Origin of the sequence: Thalassotalea mangrovi, assembly GCF_005116735.1 — a bacterium.
Taxonomy (GTDB): domain Bacteria; phylum Pseudomonadota; class Gammaproteobacteria; order Enterobacterales; family Alteromonadaceae; genus Thalassotalea_A; species Thalassotalea_A mangrovi.
On record NZ_SWDB01000029.1, the window covers coordinates 1 to 17,672 of the forward strand.

Below are 17,672 nucleotides of genomic sequence, written 5' to 3' on the forward strand. Positions count from 1 at the left end.
CTACTATCTCCAGTAGAGTATGAAACACGCTATCAAGAACAACTCAGAAGTGTCTAAGTTATTGGTGGCGATTCAGTCCTCACGGTATTGTTCTTAACGAATGCAGAGAACGTTAGAAATCGTGCATAACGAGGGAACACCAGATGAGCATTTTCAAATTGAGACAAATAAATACCAAATTAGTGATTTCTTATTTATTGCTGGCTAGCACGTTATCGGCTCAACCTGTTCTGGCTGAACAAAAAAAAGTCAAAGCAGACGAAAACTTGGAAGTGATTCAGGTATATGGCGAGAAACCCCTGACATTTTTATTAGACCAGGTCAAAATGGCTGAACTGGATTTTTACGACTCGTTAAACCCGTTAATTGAAAACCCTGAGTATCAGGTAACCTGCAGACGTGAAAGGCGACAGGAAATTGGCAGTACATCGTTACGGATCAAACAAACTTACTGTTTACCCAACTATTTTCGCAATCGCATGGCTCAGGAAACACAGGAGGCTATGTTATCTGGCCGTCCCAATCCAACGTCAGCACAAATAGATGCTTTGGTAGTGCGTAAAAAAGAACAGGCTTACGCTGAAATAACAAAAATCATCGAACAACACCCTGAGCTTCTGGAAAAACTGTTAAAGTTGGAAAAAGCTAAAGTCGCCTATGAAGAAAAACTGGCTGAGACTGAAAAGTAACCTGAACAGGGACCATTGGCCTCTCTGGTCCCAATAATTTACTATACACGAGTCAAGGTTAAATAAATCACACCGCAGGATTTTCTGGTTTTTATCAACAACGTCCACATTCGCTTTCCCCTCTTTACGCATACTTACATATTCGATTGACTCGATAATACAAACGTTTTGTTTCGCTAAAAAGCGCATAGCCTTTTGGTAGTTGGCTGTATCTGGACTACGATTTAATACTAAATGATTCGTAACAAAACCAGAGGCTTGACAATGAACTTCCCTATCGGCTCTAACCTGCTAAGGCGTTTTTTGATTCACATGTTCGCGGTGTTGGTCATCGGTTCCATACTAACTGTCACTGCTAAAGCAGCAGATAAACCCAATATCCTGGTGATCTGGGGTGATGATGTCGGTATGTGGAACATCAGTGCCTATCACCGCGGCATGATGGGAGGCAGTACTCCCAATATTGATAAGATTGCCAATGAAGGGATGATCTTTATGGATCATTACGCACAGGCCTCGTGCACCGCCGGTCGGGCGGCGTTTATCACTGGCCAGTATCCAATCCGTATTGGTCTTAGTACCGTCGGTTTACCCGGTGCAAAACAAGGGCTACAGGAAAACGTCCCGACTTTGGCTGAGATGTTAAAAGACCAAGGATACACCACCGGTCAGTTTGGTAAAAATCACCTGGGCGATCGGGATGAACACTTGCCCACCAACCACGGCTTTGATGAGTTCTATGGCATCCTCTATCACCTGAACGCCGGCGAGTATTCGGAACAATATGACTACCCGAAAGACGATAAAACTCAGGAGCGCTTTAACCTTAAAATGCGCGGTATTATTCACTCCAAAGCCCTTTCCGATGGTGGCCAGGATATCAAAGATCTTGGCCCGTGGGGCCGCGAGGTGCAACGCAACATAGATCAGGATGTACTTGAGCAGTCAAAACGCTTTATTAGCGATGCGGTAAAAGACGAAAAGCCATTTTTTGTCTGGCACAACACAACCCGAATGCACTATCGCACTAATTTAACCAAGGAATACGAAGGTAAAAGCGGTTATGGTTTGTATGCCGACGGGATGATGGAGTTGGATGATGATGTCGGCGAACTGCTAGAGTTGCTTGAAGAGCTCGACGTAGCAGACAATACCCTGGTGATGTTCTCCACCGACAATGGTGCTGCTTCTAACTCTTGGCCCGATGGTGGTAACCAACCATTTCACGGTGAAAAAGGTGTTGGCGGCTGGGAAGGCGGTTTTCGCGTTCCAATGTTGGTCAAATGGCCGGGTAAAATTCCCGCTGGCACGCACACCGGTGAATTCATGACGATGGAAGACTGGGTTCCGACCATCATGTCAATTGTCGGTGAGAAGGATATCAAAGAGGAGTTGCTCGACGGCTTGAAAATCGCCGGTAAAAAGCAAAAATCTCATCTCGACGGTTACGATCAAACCGATATTCTGTTCAATAAAGGGCCATCGAAACGTAAAGAGTTTTACTACTTCACCGAAACCACCTTCCATGGCATGCGTTACGGTGACTGGAAATTCCTGTTTATTGACCAACACGAATGGTTCCGAGCCACTCAAGAAACAATGACAACCCCCTACATTATCAACTTAAAACTGGATCCGTTTGAGCGCTTTATCGAAGCACGTGGCTATGACGAATGGGCAGAAAATCGTTCCTGGACTCTCGGTCCTGCAGGCGCCCAAATAGTACAATTCGTCAAAAGCTTTGAAGAATTCCCTCCGACTCAGGCGAGTTTCTCAGCACAGGTTTCTGAAGTCAGTAAATACATTAATTCCCAGGCGGTGAATCGTTAAGAAAGATTGCTTGCTGATGCACATATTCAGAGCGTGGTAACCCGCGCTCTTCGCCTCTTTTTACTGGGCTCTGCGGCCAGCTCACTCCCCTTTGATTTAATGTGGAGAGTTTTGGTTTACTGGCTTCGGTAAATTGATTGTGACAATTACCCGTTAAAACACCTCGGCCGCATCATCAAAAGATTTGAACTCCAGTGGGTTTCCACTGAAATCGAGGACGAACATGGTTTGTTGCTGGCCACGTTTACCCTGATAGCGACGCTGGGGTTTGATGATAAATTCAACGTTCGCTTGTTCCATCCTTGTTGCCAGTGATGAAAACTGTACCGGGCTGAGCAGACAACCAAAATGTGGAATTGGTACCGACACGCCATCGACCTGGCCGCAAAAATCGAGCGGTTCGACACTTCCCAGGTGTGCTGACAATTGATTACCGAATAAATCAAAGTCGACCCAGGTATCCGTTGAGCGCCCTTCTTTACAACCAAGAATATCCATATAAAAGGCTCGTGTACTGGCCAGGTCTTTAACTTTAAACGCATAGTGAAAGGGGTTAATCATTATCTATTCCTCTGGCGAACGATATTCCCGTTCGACTTTTACCACTTGTACCCGATAATCTGCATACCATTTTTGCTGTCCAATTTTTTGCGCCTGCTTATGCAATGGGTGTTGTTTCCACGCAAGAATGTGTTGCTCCGATGGCCAATAAGAAATGGCTATTTCCTGATTGCCCTCGCTAATGCTTTTAAACTCAAGGCAGCCAAACTCAGACAGCGCCAACTCCCGCAATCGCTCAGCCATTTGCAAATATTGATCGTCTGTTTGGCGAAGGGTTGCGGAAAATATCACCGCGAATGCAGGCTTGTTAGTGGCCATAACTGACTATCCTATGCAGTTTCCAACCCGCCTTGGTTTGCTTCCAGATATGTAAAAATTTAAACGTACCACAATCGAGGTGATCGTTTTCCATATGACAAAACTCATGGCTGCCAGTTTGAATTGCACCAAAACCTTTAACCGGGTGCACTTCAAAATCTTCCGTAATCAGGCGTCTGGTAGGCCTGTCGGCCCGACTCAATAAGTTGTTTGTGTTCTCAACATTCTGCTGATAATTACTCAGTCCACCCATATCGTGATAAAACTCAAGCTCGGGGGTAAAGTAATGATTAACAACGTCCTTATTTCCCTGGTTAAAGGCAGTAAAGAACGCTTGGTCCTCGGCAAATATCACTTTGGCTAATTCTGGATCCACCTGCTGACTGAAATCAATTGCCTGCTGAGCCGTTGGATTAGCATAAGAGCATGACAAAGGCGGCGAGGCTAACCACATTACCAGCATCACTTTATAGATATTCTTCATCGTTTTCCTTCTTAGTTTGCTGATACCTTTTAAACACAACCGGTGATTAAAATTTACTGTATTTGGCAAAGCCGTTACAATCGGCATCAACAGATAGTTTCGGTAAGTTACCCATGTCCCAAATATGCCCTTGCGGCTCCGCTCTTACGTATTCTGATTGTTGTCAGCCATTGCATCAGGGGTTAAAAACCGCCGAAACCGCAGAACAATTGATGCGTTCTCGGTATAGTGCCTACGCCCTGAAACTGGGGCCATATCTAGAACAGACCTGGGCTCAGGCAGAGCGAGTAAATAACTCCCTTGCTGACATTCAGCAGTGGGCAGAGCAGACCGCCTGGCTAAAACTGGAGATCCTTGCTACCGATTACACCGCTAATGATTTTCATTTTGTTGAATTTAGCGCTCAGTATCTGCATCAGGGCAAGCGTTGGCTAATGCAGGAAAAATCACGTTTTTGTCGGGAAGACGGTCTATGGCGTTATTTAGACGGCGACGTCAAGGAACACCAGTTGCTGGCAGAGATAAAACGCAACGACCCCTGCCCCTGTGGTAGCGGTAAAAAATTCAAAAAGTGTCATATGTTGCTAAATGCCTGATACCATTATTAACACCGCTTTTCGACACAAAAAAGGGCTCTACTGTCGTTGCCAACGCTCGAGTTCTACTCTTGTTCCCTGCTCGTTAAAACGTTCGACAATCCAGGTATCTCCTTCGATTCGATAGCTGAAAACATAACGCTGATTCGGTTCATGGGTAAATGAGGCCAGACTCAGGGTTTCCTAGTATCGGTTCTTGTCAATTTTGTAAGTCCCTGCTCCCGATGCCCAGAACTTGCCATCGTCCATAACTTTCAACGCCGTCATCTTCACATCCCGATACTGCATTAAATCCCCTTTTTCATCGATATATTCACCATCAATAAGCTTCCATGTCCCCGCTAACGGCGATGATAATTCTTTGGGCGTTGCAGCGTCGGATTTAACCGACATGAAAAGTGCCGCGATACAAAAAACGACGAGTAAAAAGGCAAAGTTTTTCAACCAGGAAGGGATGCTCATAGCAGCGCTTATATTGTTTTTTTATTTAATGCTAACCTACTGTAATCAGCTCAACTAATCAATCCGTAAAACACTAACAAATTAAAGGGCTGCTGCACTTTATCGACCAACAACCGCTAATCCAGGCGTTTTTTAAATCGAAAAGCGGCGACCATCAGTCCCAGCACCGTAAAGACCGCTAACCAAATCAAATCGAAACTCATACTTGAGATGTCGACATCACGCAATACAACGCCTCGGATAAGACGCATGAAATGGGTCGCTGGCAAGGCCTCGGCGATCGACTGTGCGACCTTTGGCATTCCCTCGTAAGGAAACATAAAGCCGGATAACAATATCGATGGCAGTAACACAAATACCGTCATTTGCATGGATTGCAACTGGCTTTTGGCAATCGTTGAGATGACCAGCCCCAACACTAATGAAGCAGCAATAAATAATAAGGTAATCGCGGCAAGGGCGGCTAAACTGCCGTTTAGCGGCACATGGAAAATAAAGTATCCAAGGCACAGGATCAAACTCACCTGTATCAGGCCAATAAAAATATACGGAATGATCTTACCGAGCATCAACTCAATGGATTTTAGCGGTGTATTAATCAATAACTCGAGATTGCCATGCTCTCGTTCGCGAACGATGGCGGCGGATGTGAACATAATCATGGTCATCGTCAGGATCACTGCGACAAGGCCAGGAACAATATTAACCACGGTTCGTTGCTCCGGATTATACAGCAGGGTAACTTCAAACGTGGGGATGCTGCGGTTCGCTGGCTTACTTAATAACTCTGCTAACGGCATGTTTCGCAGGCTTTTAATGCTGGATGCGACCATCGTATCGGAACCATCGGTTAACCATTGCGCAATAGGACGTGAGGTTTCCTCATCGGTTGCCGGCGGAGTTGCCAAACCAACCGTACCATGGCGGACCAGGCGTTGACTGACATCTTCAGGAATGATTAACACGGCCCTGACTTCCTGCCGGGCTATCGCCTGTTCAGCCTCTGGCACCGTGGCATACTGGCTTTTAAAACTAACCACCTGAGTCGCTGATACTGTTTGTACCAAGATTCGACTTAGTGCCGTCTGGCTCTGATCTACCAGCCCCACCGGGATATAGCGAACATTGGTATTAATGGCGAAGCCGAACAACAACAATTGAATAAGCGGGATCATCACTACCATGCCAAAGGTCATCCGATCTCGCTTTAATTGCATCAGTTCCTTATAAAAAATCGCCTGAATTCGATAATAAAAATTCACCCTTGCCCCTTCCCTGTGCAAGTGACAAATACATCTTCCAGACTGGGGCGGACTCGTTTTAAACTGCGGTAATCTTCGCTGGGTAACTGGTTTTGTAGCCAGGTATCCGGTTGCTCAATGGTTTTATCAACCAAAACCCTTAAACGGGTGCCTAACTGAGCGGCACTGATCACTTCAGGGTGGGAGATCAATGCTTGTTTCACTTGTCTGTTATTGTCACTTTGTAGTTCGACCACATGAGCATTCATCTCTTCCATCAATGCCTGTGGACTGCCATCAGCACGTTTAATGCCGTGTTCTAATATCGCCAGGGCGTGACACCGCTCTGCTTCATCCATGTAATGGGTGGAAACCAGTATGGTGGTGCCAGCTTCACTTAAATCAAACAACTTTTCCCAAAAATCACGGCGTGACTCCGGATCAACCGCAGACGTTGGTTCATCCAGAAACAACAGTTGTGGCTTGTGTAAAACCGCCGCTGCCAAAGCGAGACGTTGGCGCTGGCCACCGCTCATTAGCCCGGCAAAATGATTGGCGAGCTCCTCAAGGTTATACAATTGCAGCAGTTCATCAATACGGGTGCTCTGGGCTGTCCCATGAATACCATATATTTTGGCGACAAAACTCAGGTTTTCACGAACCGTCAAATCTCGATACATCGAAAAAACCTGGGTCATATAGCCAATGTGATACCTGAGTTTACTGGCCTGCTCCGGCAATCTCATGCCAAGCACATCCACCTGACCTTCAGAAGGTGTCAGTAATCCGGTCAGCATACGAATGGAGGTGGTTTTGCCACAACCGTTGGGGCCAAGGAATCCATAGATTTTGCCACGTTCAATGTCTAAGTCGAGATTTTGCACCGCCTTAACCGAACCAAAATTCTTTGCCATCCCCCGGGATCGAATCACCAATTCGTTTGTGTCCCTCGTAGCAATGCTCATGGCAGATCTACCTGGACCGGTACACCGCTGGCTAACTGCTGGTGTTGACTGGAGAGCTGTATTTCTGCCAGGTACATTAACCGCGCGCGTTCATCTTGATTGAGGGCATAATAAGGAGTAAATGCGGGTTCATTGGAGATCCAGCGAACCGTACCTTCGATGCCAGCGTCTAATCCATCAACATGCAGGTTTAGCTTGTCTCCGACATGAATTTTGATCCGATAGGGTTCGGGCACATATACCCGGGCATAAGGCGCATCGCCTGCCATCACGATAGCAACCGGACTGCCAAGGGTCACCCGTTCACCAAGGTTCCAGGGTAGATTGTCTAAAATTCCGTTGCGGGTTGCACGAATGGTTAAATCGGCTAGTTTTTTTTGCTGGGCAGATAACACCGCATTAGCAGCGTCCAAATGGGCTTCCGCCATCTGAATATCTTCAGGTCGCGAGCCATTTGTGAGTTCCCTGAGTTCTTCTTCGGCAGAATCCAGTGCTGCCTGATCCGAATCCCGGGTGGCTAACGCCCTCGATAAATTGGCCTTGGACATCAGGTTCTGCGCGGCAAGTTCTTCGGCTCGCTGATAATTAGCCTGACTGTCAACCAATGCGGCGCGAGCACCTGCCACTTTGGCACTGGCAGCCGCCACCTCTTCTTCCCGGGCACCATTTCTCAGTTTTTCTAAATTCGCCATGGCCTCAGCCACTTCCGCATGTGCCTTGGCAACTTCCGCTTTTTGTGCCGTGTCATCCAGTTGTGCTAACACCATGCCTTTTTTAACCGGGCTGCCCTGAGAAATCGGTAATGAAACTAGTACTTCGTTAATGGTAGCGGTATGGGCTATACGATCCCTTTCCAGGGTACCCAGAGCTACCTGAGTTTGCCGTTGTTCACAGCCAGCCAACACCAGTAAGAGCAATATAAGTGGTAATGATTTCACCCCAAACCCTTAAATTTATCAGAGTGTTATCACATCATGGGGTAGCAAAGAAAGAATCGCAAGAAATTTAAGATTGGCTATTTATACCATTCACATTTCTCCGGACGTTGAGGTATCAGTCTGCGCCGCATCCGCACCGACTCTGGTAAAGGCAATAAAGCAGTGATCACGAGCTAAGCAATGGACATTGGTTGGGTAGCACCAAGGCGATTTGCTTACCTACGACGCTAAACTCAATATCTTTGGCAGAAATGGGCTCACCATCCAGGTTTATCGGCATCGGATCGTCGACGCGCCAGCGAATGGATTTCGCCTGAATCCGTTTGACAAAGTTGCCCGTTGCTTGGGTGCTGTCCTGAATTTCCAATAATTCGCTTAATACCTCAGATATGGCTTGTGGGGTAAATTCACTGATTGCCACCAGGTCCAATAAACCGTCATCAATGACGGCACCAGGAGCCAATTGTTGTCCTCCTCCGGCCTGGCGGCCATTGCATACGGCGGCAACGATAACATTAATATCTTCCTTAGCCCCATCGATTTCGACTACACCGGGAAACGGGGTAAAGTTTATCGCCTGCAACAAGCCTGTTAAGGTATATGCACCACCACCTAAAAAGTTTTTTAAAGCGGTTGGGGTTGATGAGGTCACCTGGGCGCCAAAGCCTCCACTGGCAACATTGATGTAGAAATGCTGGTTGGCTTTCGCCACGTCAACCCAATGTGACTCACCGGTAATGGCCAAATTAAGTGCTTGAGTCAAATTTTCTGGGATCCCGGCGGAAACGGCAAAATCATTGGCGGTGCCCAATGGCATGATCCCTAACTCGGGACGTTTATCTTTGTCGAGCAGCATCATCGCGCTAACCGCTTCGTTAAGCGTACCATCACCGCCAGCAGCAACAATCCGCCTTACACCTTGTTCACTCGCCTCTTTTACAAAACGCTCAATATCTCCACTTTCATAGGTGACACGAACCTCAACTGGCCATTGCTCACGGCCTGTATCAATAGCCGCACGTACTTCCTCCAATCCAGCCTTTTTTCCATTTAACAGTACTCTGACCGCACCTGCCATTATCTAATTTTCCTCGTCGCTAGCAAACGTTCCCTGTTGCCGACGAGGCCAGGCGATGACGAATTTGGCACCGCCCAATTCTGCGGAATCTTCAACACTGGCGCTGCCATGATGCCAAACCATGATTTTATTGGTGATTGCCAGGCCCAGGCCTAAGCCACCAGTATCCTTATGGCGACTGGGATCAAACCGGGAAAACGCGTCAAAAATAACTTTCTTAAATTCATCATCGACACCTTCTCCATTATCTTCAACACAGATTTGGCAAAGTTTCTGGTCCGCAGTTACTGATACCAGAATACGATCTTTGGTATATCGAACCGCATTTTCCAGCAAATTAGCAACGGCTCGATTAAGAAAGTGAGGGTCATATTCAATTAACAGTTCCGATTCTGTCGGTTTCAACTCGATCGAACCATCATAGTGAAGCGAGGCACTGTGCACTTGATGGCGCAACAGCTCAGTTAAATTACCCATCGAAAAACTTAAATTAGGTTGCTCATTTTCAAATGACGCGTATACCAGCATCTCTTTAACCAACACTTCCAGTTCGGTAATGTCATTGGTTATGTTTTCCAGGTATTTTTCCCGATCTGTGTCTTCACGTGCTGCCTTAAGTACTTCCAGGGAAAAACGACTTCGTGCCAGTGGTGTCCGCAATTCATGGGCAACGGCGTTGGTCAGCTCTTTGTGTGAGGTAACCAGTGAGTTGATACGACCTGCCATTTTATTGAATGTCTGGGCGATTGGACCGATCACAGAAGAATGGGTGTTGAGCACCTTTGCGTTATAATTTCCCTGCTTAAATTGCTGCAAAGCCCGATCGAATTTGCTCAAATCCCGGGAAATAGGCCAAATCCAGACCAGTAACACTAATCCCAGCGCCAGGACAACGACCAGGCGGATGATTGCGGCCGTCCGCGGACGGGTTGGCGACTTCACTGGGCCCAGGACAAGCACTTTATCTTCCTGCTCCATCACATGAAACATGGTGACATTTTTATCATCGTAATAGACGCTGATATTATCAAAGACAATGTGATTGGAGTCCGGAGCTATCAGATGGATGTTTTCCCGATCCTCGACCTTCAACGGCAAGGCATAGCGCAATGAAGCCTGCTCAACAATATTGGCCCATTGATAAACCGGTTGCTCAAGCAGATCTTCCTCGACCGCGCGCAACACGGTCCGGTAACCGGTATACGATTCCTCATCCTGCTCGACCTGCATGCTCCAGAATTCGTCGAGAATCCAGTTGAGGATCCCTAAACCAAGAATAATCAGGCAAAATAGAGCGAAAAACGAACGACCTAAATTCACGGGCTAATCCCATGCATCAGCCACAAACAGATATCCCTGCCCCCAGATCGTTTTTATACGAAACGGGCTTTCATTCGAGTCGTGCAGTTTTTTCCGTAATCGTGAGATTCGTACATCGACACTGCGATCCATACCGTCGTATTCACGGCCAACGACGGCTTTGTAGATATAATCGCGATTTTGCACTTCACCGGCACGATTGGCTAACAGCCACAATAAATCAAACTCCTGGGACGTCAGTTCAATGTTCTCGCCATCAAGAATCACCTGTCGGGAATTTTTATTGACGTATAATTTTCCACAGGTTACTTCCCCTTTATCCTGTGCCCCTTTCGCCATTCGACCTCGTCTTAACAACGCGTGAATGCGCGCTAGTAACACCCTCGGCTCTACGGGTTTTGCAACATAATCATCGGCACCAATTTCCAGGCCTAATACCTGGTCAAAATCGGTGCTCTTTGCCGTTAGCATTAAAATAGGGTTTTGATAAGACATACGCAAATCCCGGCACACGGTAAAACCGTCTTTGCCCGGTAGCATTACGTCAAGAACGATAAGATCCGGTGAAAAGGTTTCCACCACCTTCTCTACGGTATCGCCGCGAAACTCTTGTTTAACATGAAAATCTTCGGCGACCAGAAAATCTTTGATAAGATCCGATAACTGACGATCGTCCTCAACAAGTAGTATTTTGGTTAGATTGGCTGGACTTTCAGACATACCCTTTCTCCTGAAACCGGCTCGAATTCGACCAGTCTTGATGAATACCCTGTCATGGATACAACACCATACATAATTGACAGGTTGAGATAAAGTCTTAGTTTAGTAGGAAATTATAGTTTCAGCGGCATTTGTTAAGGGTGCAAATACTTCTTTCGTTCATACCATAAGTATCCAATTAACAGGATCAAGCTCAGCCAAATCCATATTTTATTCAATGGTTGATAATTTACGTCACCGCTACCTTTGGCCATGGATATAGCATTCCCTTTCTCACTATCAACATTGATATTTGCACTTGCCAATTGTTTTTTGTGATTACGGTACGCGATAAAATCTGTTGACGAATAAACGTAGCGCCATTGCCCTGCAATATGTTCGTCTGCGTGCAGCAGAGACACTTTCATCCAACCGGTTTGCCGGGGAAAAATCACACCGCAATATTGCGGTAAATGAGGTTGCTTTTTCAACAACGGAATATCAAGGTGGTCGCCGGTAATCCAGGTAGCCCGCAAAGAATAGTTTTCGGGGCTACTCGCCAAATCCCTGCCCTCAGATTGGCTATCCTTGATGAATACACACAAGGGTTCGCCGTCATGTATTGATAAAAAATCATCGTCGGACTGGGGAAAAAACTGCGACTCAATACGCACCCGAGCGGTGGTTTGCAGCAAATATTGCCAGTATCTTTGATAGTCATCGCGGTTGGAGGAAAGTTGCCATTGATAACTATGGTTCAAGCTGGTTATCGTCAATCGTCCCTCCCCTTGCTGTGCATACATCGCTACCTGTTGCCCTGCAGGATTCTTAATCAGGGTTTCGCCGGCAATGAATTGCAGGCGATTAGCCTGATGGCTAAGAAATGCCAACTGACGGCCATTGGCCAAAGAAAAAAACAACTCACTGGCATTGGCACTAACTGGCTTGTTGGTAACTTCGACATTTGCTATCGCCAGGCCTGAGATTTGTGATAAAACGCCGTTAGTCACGCTATTATCCATCATCACAATAACGCCGAGGCCTGAATTCACCGCTTCGAATAGCGATTGTCGTTCAGCATTTGATAATTCAACCAGCGTTCGGCCATCAAGCAGCAATACATCAATCGTTGCTAAGAATTCTGTTTCCAGCAGTTTGCTATCTGCTGACAGTGTCGAATCAGCGATAGCCGACTTCCCCAGGTTACTGTATTGCAACAGGTACTTGTCCTGACTAATACGCGTGCGAACCATAACACCATGTCCTTGCTGTTGGAGCAGGTTCTTTAAATGCCGGGTCTCAAATGATGGTGCCGACTGCATTATCATTACCGTCATCGCCGGTGCTTCAATAACGGACACCGCAAGCTGTTCAACACGCGATACGTTTTCAAATGGTTCCGTACCAACCGTTTGCGGCTTTACATGCTGGTGCCTGGTGTCCGCTCCTGCAGATTTAACCCCATTCACGGCACCTGAAATCAGGCTTAGCTGATATAAGGTGGTGCCCGCCACATCGGCCGGAAGTTGCAGTGAAAATGACTGTTGATCACTAAGCCCGGTTAGCTGGGCGATTATTATACCACCGGGATCGGTAACCTGCAGGTCATATGAAACTTGTTTATGCCCCTGTATCTGTCCACTCAGAGTCCAGCTTTGACCCTGATAGACTTGCTTAGGCCATTGCAATTTCTTAAACCCAACCGATTGCCATGCTCCAGGGCGGTGCTCAATCTGATCAATGTTTGCCTGTTGATACTGTTGCTGATTAAATCCGTGACCATGTACCACCAGCGGGCCTGAATTTTCATTAAGCCAGTACCAGTGGCTTAAGTCCCTGACGAGTGCCTGCTGTAATCGGCCATCGCTACTTACCGGCTTAACCGGAATTTGTTGTTGCTGCCACTGTTCGACTAGACCCTGGGTGAGCCAGTGACTATCGTTCGGTGCCGCCTGCAAAGATCGGTCTAACTGTGCTGGAGAGACGCCTTGTGTATACAGGTGATTAACAGAAATTTGCTCCGCTTTATCCAGGTTGATTGGCATAATCAACGTCAATACCGATGTAAAAGCCAAGGTATTGAGAACTAACAACGTGGCTTTTTTAAGCCAATGCTGACGCCGATGGCGAACGATACCCCATGCAGTACAACAAAGCGTCAAAAATAAGAGTGCCGCCAACAGAACCTGCTGGTTAGTCAGAATAATTTCAAGTTGCTGCTCTGTTGCAGTGGTAAGCTCTATTCGCATTTCCATTAGGGCTGCTGCCTGTGTTGTTCGCTGGCGCTAGCCGGGGTATTTTTATTGGGCAGCAATAAATCTGGCAGCAAAAAACTCTGGCGCCGATGCATGCTTTTATCCAATTCCGGTAACATTCGATAGACCTGACTTTTAATCTCCTGCCAGCAGGTTTGGCAATTCTCGGGAAGCATTGATTGTTGCGCATGCAATTGCTGGCTCTTCGAGACAAATTGAATTAGCTCTGGCTGATCTTGCAGGCGCTGATTAAAAACCTGCAGAACCTGCTCGATAAGGTTTGTGTTTTTATCACTCCAGTGGCTAAGCGACAGGCTCTGCATTTGTTGATAAATACCGAGCAATTCATCGTCACTGACGTTAATGACCTGCTTTTCATTGATGTGATTGATCTCAGACATATCTCCCTGATAACGTCGTTCTTCGCTAACCGGTGGTGGCTCAAATCCCAGGCGTTTGACATAGATACGATCCGCTTTCTGGGCACGGGTTAAATAAGCTAACGCTTGCTCTTCATGGGGCAACGCCTTATCTGGGCGATGCAACATCAACTCCAGTTCCGCTTGCCACATAAAAGACAGTGCCATTTTCATCAACGCCTTGGGATCCAGGGCATTATAGACACCAACATCAACGTCCTCATGGGCATGGCCGAAGGTATTGATGAGATCGTTTGCTCCGGATAAATCCCGCTCAATCCCCGGGCCGCCTTGGTCAAGGCTTTCGTGACTATGCCCCCCGTCGCCAGCGGCAATGGGTTGCTGTCCATGCTCAACTCCTGGGCCGGTTAAATCAAATGGCTCGCTTGTACCGGATTCATGGTCATCCTCTCCCTGTTGATTCGCATCGTGATCATGCCCATCATTTTCCTCTGCCGATTCCACATGATTAGAACTGGTACTAGCGTTAACGCCTTCATGTTCATCGCCGAGATATTGTCCGTATTTAACTTTCAGATCACTTTGCGCAAAACCCAGTTGCTTTGAAGTGTGATTAAATTCTTGTTCAGACAACAACTGGGATTCTGCTATTAACTGTTTGGTTTCAATGATAATTTGCCGCTGACTTTTAAAATATTCGGGCAGTAATTCTAACACCATGCCATCGGCAAGAATCACGCTATTGTCTTCATCCAACCAGCGCAGGATATAGGTGCGCGAACGGGTTTCGGCTGCCTGCGGTAATCGATTATCGATAGCCACAACGGTAAAATACAGCTCATCACCCGGCTCCATGGCAAGCGTCGATAAATCAAATCGTTTGCTAAGTTGATAACGAGGTATCTGCATATCACCAGAGCCGCTCTGTGCTATACGCTCAGCACCCGCCATTGAATTAACATTTCCTGCAGCAAGTGCTTCGTTAAACCAGCTAAAGTCTAATCCCTGATAATCTTTGCCAGGTTGCATTGCACCGGTTTCATCGAACCCAAGTTGCAAATCTCGAAATTTCACCGCCTCGCCACTACCCTTGGCAATTGAGGCGAGAATGTGTGCATCCTGCAAGCCAAAATCATCAAATACCTCTACCGCCAGTGATATCGTCGGCTCGCTATTCCTATCCAGTTCGGTAATGGTCTTTTTGGGGTTGGAAACCCTTACAACGGGTGCTCTGTCGTTAATCGCTTCGATCGTGTATTGGCTATCGGTGACAACCATAGGAGACTGTTGTTCAACCGTTTGTGAAAAGACAAAACGATAGGTCAGGGTCTGATTGACTACCTGCTTAGCCTCGTAAACCCCATTACCTTTTGCGGTAAAGTTCACCTCACTATCGTCGCTTAACTGGATGATTGCTCTGTTTACTTCCTGATTGAGTGATAACGTCCAGGTGATAGAAGAGCCGGAAATGGCCTGTATCTGCGGCGACTGACTGATATAGTGGCCAATCCCGGTATACTCGGGGGCGTCAATTTTAACCTCTAACTTTTCTATGTTTAGAGGCTCGACTGGGCTTTCGCTCTGATGCCGAAAATCGTCATCAACCGTTACCTCAAGCACCGCTGAACCTCGCAGTGTATAAGCGAAACCCAACAACATAGCACCAATAACAAGGACAATTAACTGGTATCTTTTCGGATAATTAAAAATCTGGGGTAAAAGCGAATACTGGGGTGTGTTTAGCAAGCGACTGACGAATTTCACAGTTCTTTGCTTTTGCAATTTCTCTATTGGGTTTAGCTCGTCAGAGGCTTTAGCAAGCAAGGCACCACTGCGATTCATCCCGGCATAATGATTATCAAGGTAATCAAGCCAGTGTTCAAAACTTACCTCAGTCCAACGCGATTTTTTCAACAAATAAATCAAGGTCATTGATGCGACGAAAACAGATAAAACCGGGTTTGCAACGGCATTGAATTGCTGCGGGTTTTCATCTGCCAGGAATTGCACAAGCCATACAAGGCCCAAATAACAACAAAAGCCGAGAATTAATGAAAAGCTAAAGGCCAGTAAAAATCGCTGGCGACGAAAACGGCGCAAAAGCCATGCGATCTCAGCACAATCCTCAAATCCTAAATCGCTTAACCGGTGCAAGCGATCGACGTTTAGATCCTTGCCACGCCAATAGTCCAATATCCTAAGAAGCCTCATGATCACCTTCCCTGGATTGTCGATGTGGCCGTGATTGCAACTCACTTAACAGACGCTCGGCGATGAACAACAGGCATAGCAGCCAGGCAAAGATTTCCTGCCAGTGATTATATTGCTGTTTCTGATGTTGACTTAGCTGTTGCGTTTTTTGCCTGGCAATGGCTTTTGCCAGCATTGGTCTTGCCGTTACCTTGTGCTTAGCATCTGTACCAATGTTACCGTTGCTATCATCGACCGGATTTAATCGTTTTAACCAGGATTGCGGCAATAAATATTTTTCACTAAATGTATTGTTGAGTTGATTTGAGAATATTAAAAAATACAGTAAATGCGGTAATTGCCGCTGTTCCAGTAAATCCGACCATTGCGGGTGAAAACGGCTATTTAATTGCCATAACCGGATAGCTTCAGACTCGTTGTTCGGTTGAATCTGGCTGACTCTTAATAACGGCGTATTACCCTGTGTCCAAACATCCTGTTGCGACAATATCGGCCATTGCTTATTGCTAAAGGCTGAAGCCTTGTCGTTTTGATTCAACCGTTTTCTGAACAACACTGGCTCCAGCAACATTCCTGCAAATTGGCCGCCCTGTTGTCCAAGGTTAAGCTCGCGCGCTGCAATTTTTTCCTTTTCAGTAACCGCAATTGCATCTTCAATCACGAAAAAGCTGTTACCAGGTAACGAATCAATGACTGATTCAATCACGGTAGTAGGCGTCTCATTATCGGTTAACAAAATAACGCCGGTGGTCGATGTTAATTTGCTTACATCGGCTTTTAACTGCGATGGAAGAATAACTTCTGTGTTTACCTTAGCCAGTCCAGCCAGGTTAATTTGCTGTATTGCCGCTTGTAATTGCAGGGCATGGCTATGCCTGGACTCATTGGCAATGATTAAAATCGCGATATCATTCAATCCTGATGTTAAACCATCGTTAATCACTGCAGATTCAGTGGTAGGAAAATGCCAGTTAAGTTCCGGCTCAATTGGAACCGGGTTTAACTGTAACGCATAGTATTTTAATTGCCGGCTAACATAGAGGTTCAATGGCAAATCATCCTGGTATGCCTGTTGGCTTTGCAGGTATTCAATAAAATTGACAATTCCATGCCACTGGTTTGCCGGTAAGCTATCATCACCGTCAGACTCATTGCAATATTCGGTCAGCCAGATGCGTTCTTTGCCTTGCCCTTTTGCCGTTATCAATTGGCTAAAATCTTCATCGTTGAACTGCGGGTAGCCAGGCACCAGTAAAAACGACAAACTGGATGATTGTTGCGCTCGCTCAGCGATGCGTTCTAAATCGTTCACACTAATGAGTTCGAGATAATCGATACTCAGCAGATTGATTGCATTTGCTTGTCTGGCGCGATTATCATCATTGTTAACCATCAAACCGACTAACAGCAATACGCTAACCAACACCATCAGGCTGCGAATGATAAACAACCGCTTTTCCTGTAACTGGATATGTTTCCTGGCAAAAGGCTTTGTATCTGGCAACAGGTTTAGCTGGGCGAAGTGTAACGGCTCAGGTTTTTGCCGGGTAAACCAATGGATCCAGACAGGAATAGCCAACGCCAGCAAGGCAAGTAAAAAATAAGGCCAGACAATGGTGAGAAACTGAGAACTAAACAACACAAA

16 protein-coding genes are annotated in these 17,672 nt (G+C 46.4%); 3 read left to right on the plus strand and 13 right to left on the minus strand.

What is annotated here, in order from left to right; all coding sequences use genetic code 11:
- The first annotated feature begins 143 nt into the window (after window positions 1-143).
- Window positions 144-689, plus strand: coding sequence for a hypothetical protein (locus E8M12_RS11805; protein WP_136736348.1), 546 nt, complete (start codon window positions 144-146; stop codon window positions 687-689).
- A gap of 264 nt (window positions 690-953) precedes the next feature.
- Window positions 954-2,519, plus strand: coding sequence for an arylsulfatase (locus E8M12_RS11810; RefSeq protein WP_246034125.1), 1,566 nt, complete (start codon window positions 954-956; stop codon window positions 2,517-2,519).
- Window positions 2,520-2,672: 153 nt separating this feature from the next.
- Here the strand turns inward: E8M12_RS11810 and E8M12_RS11815 are convergent, their stop codons facing one another.
- Genes E8M12_RS11815 through E8M12_RS11825 form a run of 3 tightly spaced genes read right to left on the minus strand, consistent with a single transcriptional unit; the run spans window position 2,673 to window position 3,882 of the window.
- Window positions 2,673-3,080 (minus strand): VOC family protein, encoded by a 408-nt coding sequence (locus tag E8M12_RS11815; protein ID WP_136736349.1) that lies wholly within the window; start codon window positions 3,078-3,080, stop codon window positions 2,673-2,675.
- A gap of 3 nt (window positions 3,081-3,083) precedes the next feature.
- Window positions 3,084-3,398 carry an antibiotic biosynthesis monooxygenase family protein gene (locus E8M12_RS11820; protein ID WP_136736350.1) on the minus strand — a complete coding sequence of 105 codons (315 nt, stop codon included), beginning with the start codon at window positions 3,396-3,398 and terminating at the stop codon, window positions 3,084-3,086.
- A complete protein-coding gene (locus tag E8M12_RS11825) occupies window positions 3,388-3,882 on the minus strand; it encodes a nuclear transport factor 2 family protein (protein ID WP_169303130.1) in 495 nt (164 codons plus the stop codon). Before E8M12_RS11825 ends, E8M12_RS11820 begins: the two co-directional genes overlap by 11 nt.
- Before the next feature lie 113 nt (window positions 3,883-3,995).
- Between E8M12_RS11825 and E8M12_RS11830 the strand changes: the two genes are divergently transcribed.
- Complete coding sequence (locus E8M12_RS11830) at window positions 3,996-4,478, plus strand: YchJ family protein (RefSeq protein WP_136736352.1); 483 nt, start codon at window positions 3,996-3,998, stop codon at window positions 4,476-4,478.
- Between the two features lie 183 nt (window positions 4,479-4,661).
- On the opposite strand, the gene E8M12_RS11835 is transcribed toward E8M12_RS11830, so the two are convergent.
- From E8M12_RS11835 to E8M12_RS11880, 10 genes are all read right to left on the minus strand, one after another.
- The gene (locus E8M12_RS11835; protein ID WP_136736353.1) at window positions 4,662-4,871 is read right to left on the minus strand and encodes a hypothetical protein; all 210 of its coding nucleotides are present in this window, start codon (window positions 4,869-4,871) and stop codon (window positions 4,662-4,664) included.
- 185 nt (window positions 4,872-5,056) lie between these two features.
- Window positions 5,057-6,202, minus strand: coding sequence for an ABC transporter permease (locus tag E8M12_RS11840; RefSeq protein ID WP_136736354.1), 1,146 nt, complete (start codon window positions 6,200-6,202; stop codon window positions 5,057-5,059).
- Entirely contained in the window at window positions 6,199-7,146 is a 948-nt protein-coding gene (locus tag E8M12_RS11845) for an ABC transporter ATP-binding protein (protein WP_136736355.1), read from the minus strand. Before E8M12_RS11845 ends, E8M12_RS11840 begins: the two co-directional genes overlap by 4 nt.
- Window positions 7,143-8,084: an HlyD family secretion protein gene (locus E8M12_RS11850; protein ID WP_136736356.1), complete on the minus strand. Its 942-nt coding sequence runs from the start codon at window positions 8,082-8,084 to the stop codon at window positions 7,143-7,145. The genes E8M12_RS11845 and E8M12_RS11850 overlap by 4 nt, the downstream gene beginning before the upstream one ends.
- A gap of 166 nt (window positions 8,085-8,250) precedes the next feature.
- Window positions 8,251-9,162, minus strand: a complete 912-nt coding sequence (yegS, locus tag E8M12_RS11855) for a lipid kinase YegS (protein ID WP_136736357.1) — start codon at window positions 9,160-9,162, stop codon at window positions 8,251-8,253.
- Window positions 9,163-9,165: 3 nt separating this feature from the next.
- A complete protein-coding gene (locus E8M12_RS11860) occupies window positions 9,166-10,482 on the minus strand; it encodes an ATP-binding protein (RefSeq protein ID WP_136736358.1) in 1,317 nt (438 codons plus the stop codon).
- Between the two features lie 3 nt (window positions 10,483-10,485).
- Window positions 10,486-11,202, minus strand: a complete 717-nt coding sequence (locus E8M12_RS11865) for a winged helix-turn-helix domain-containing protein (protein WP_136736359.1) — start codon at window positions 11,200-11,202, stop codon at window positions 10,486-10,488.
- 134 nt (window positions 11,203-11,336) lie between these two features.
- Entirely contained in the window at window positions 11,337-13,436 is a 2,100-nt protein-coding gene (locus E8M12_RS11870) for a hypothetical protein (RefSeq protein ID WP_136736360.1), read from the minus strand.
- Entirely contained in the window at window positions 13,436-16,027 is a 2,592-nt protein-coding gene (locus tag E8M12_RS11875; protein WP_136736361.1) for a hypothetical protein, read from the minus strand. The genes E8M12_RS11870 and E8M12_RS11875 overlap by 1 nt, the downstream gene beginning before the upstream one ends.
- Entirely contained in the window at window positions 16,014-17,669 is a 1,656-nt protein-coding gene (locus tag E8M12_RS11880) for a BatA domain-containing protein (RefSeq protein ID WP_136736362.1), read from the minus strand. Before E8M12_RS11880 ends, E8M12_RS11875 begins: the two co-directional genes overlap by 14 nt.
- Window positions 17,670-17,672: the final 3 nt, after the last annotated feature.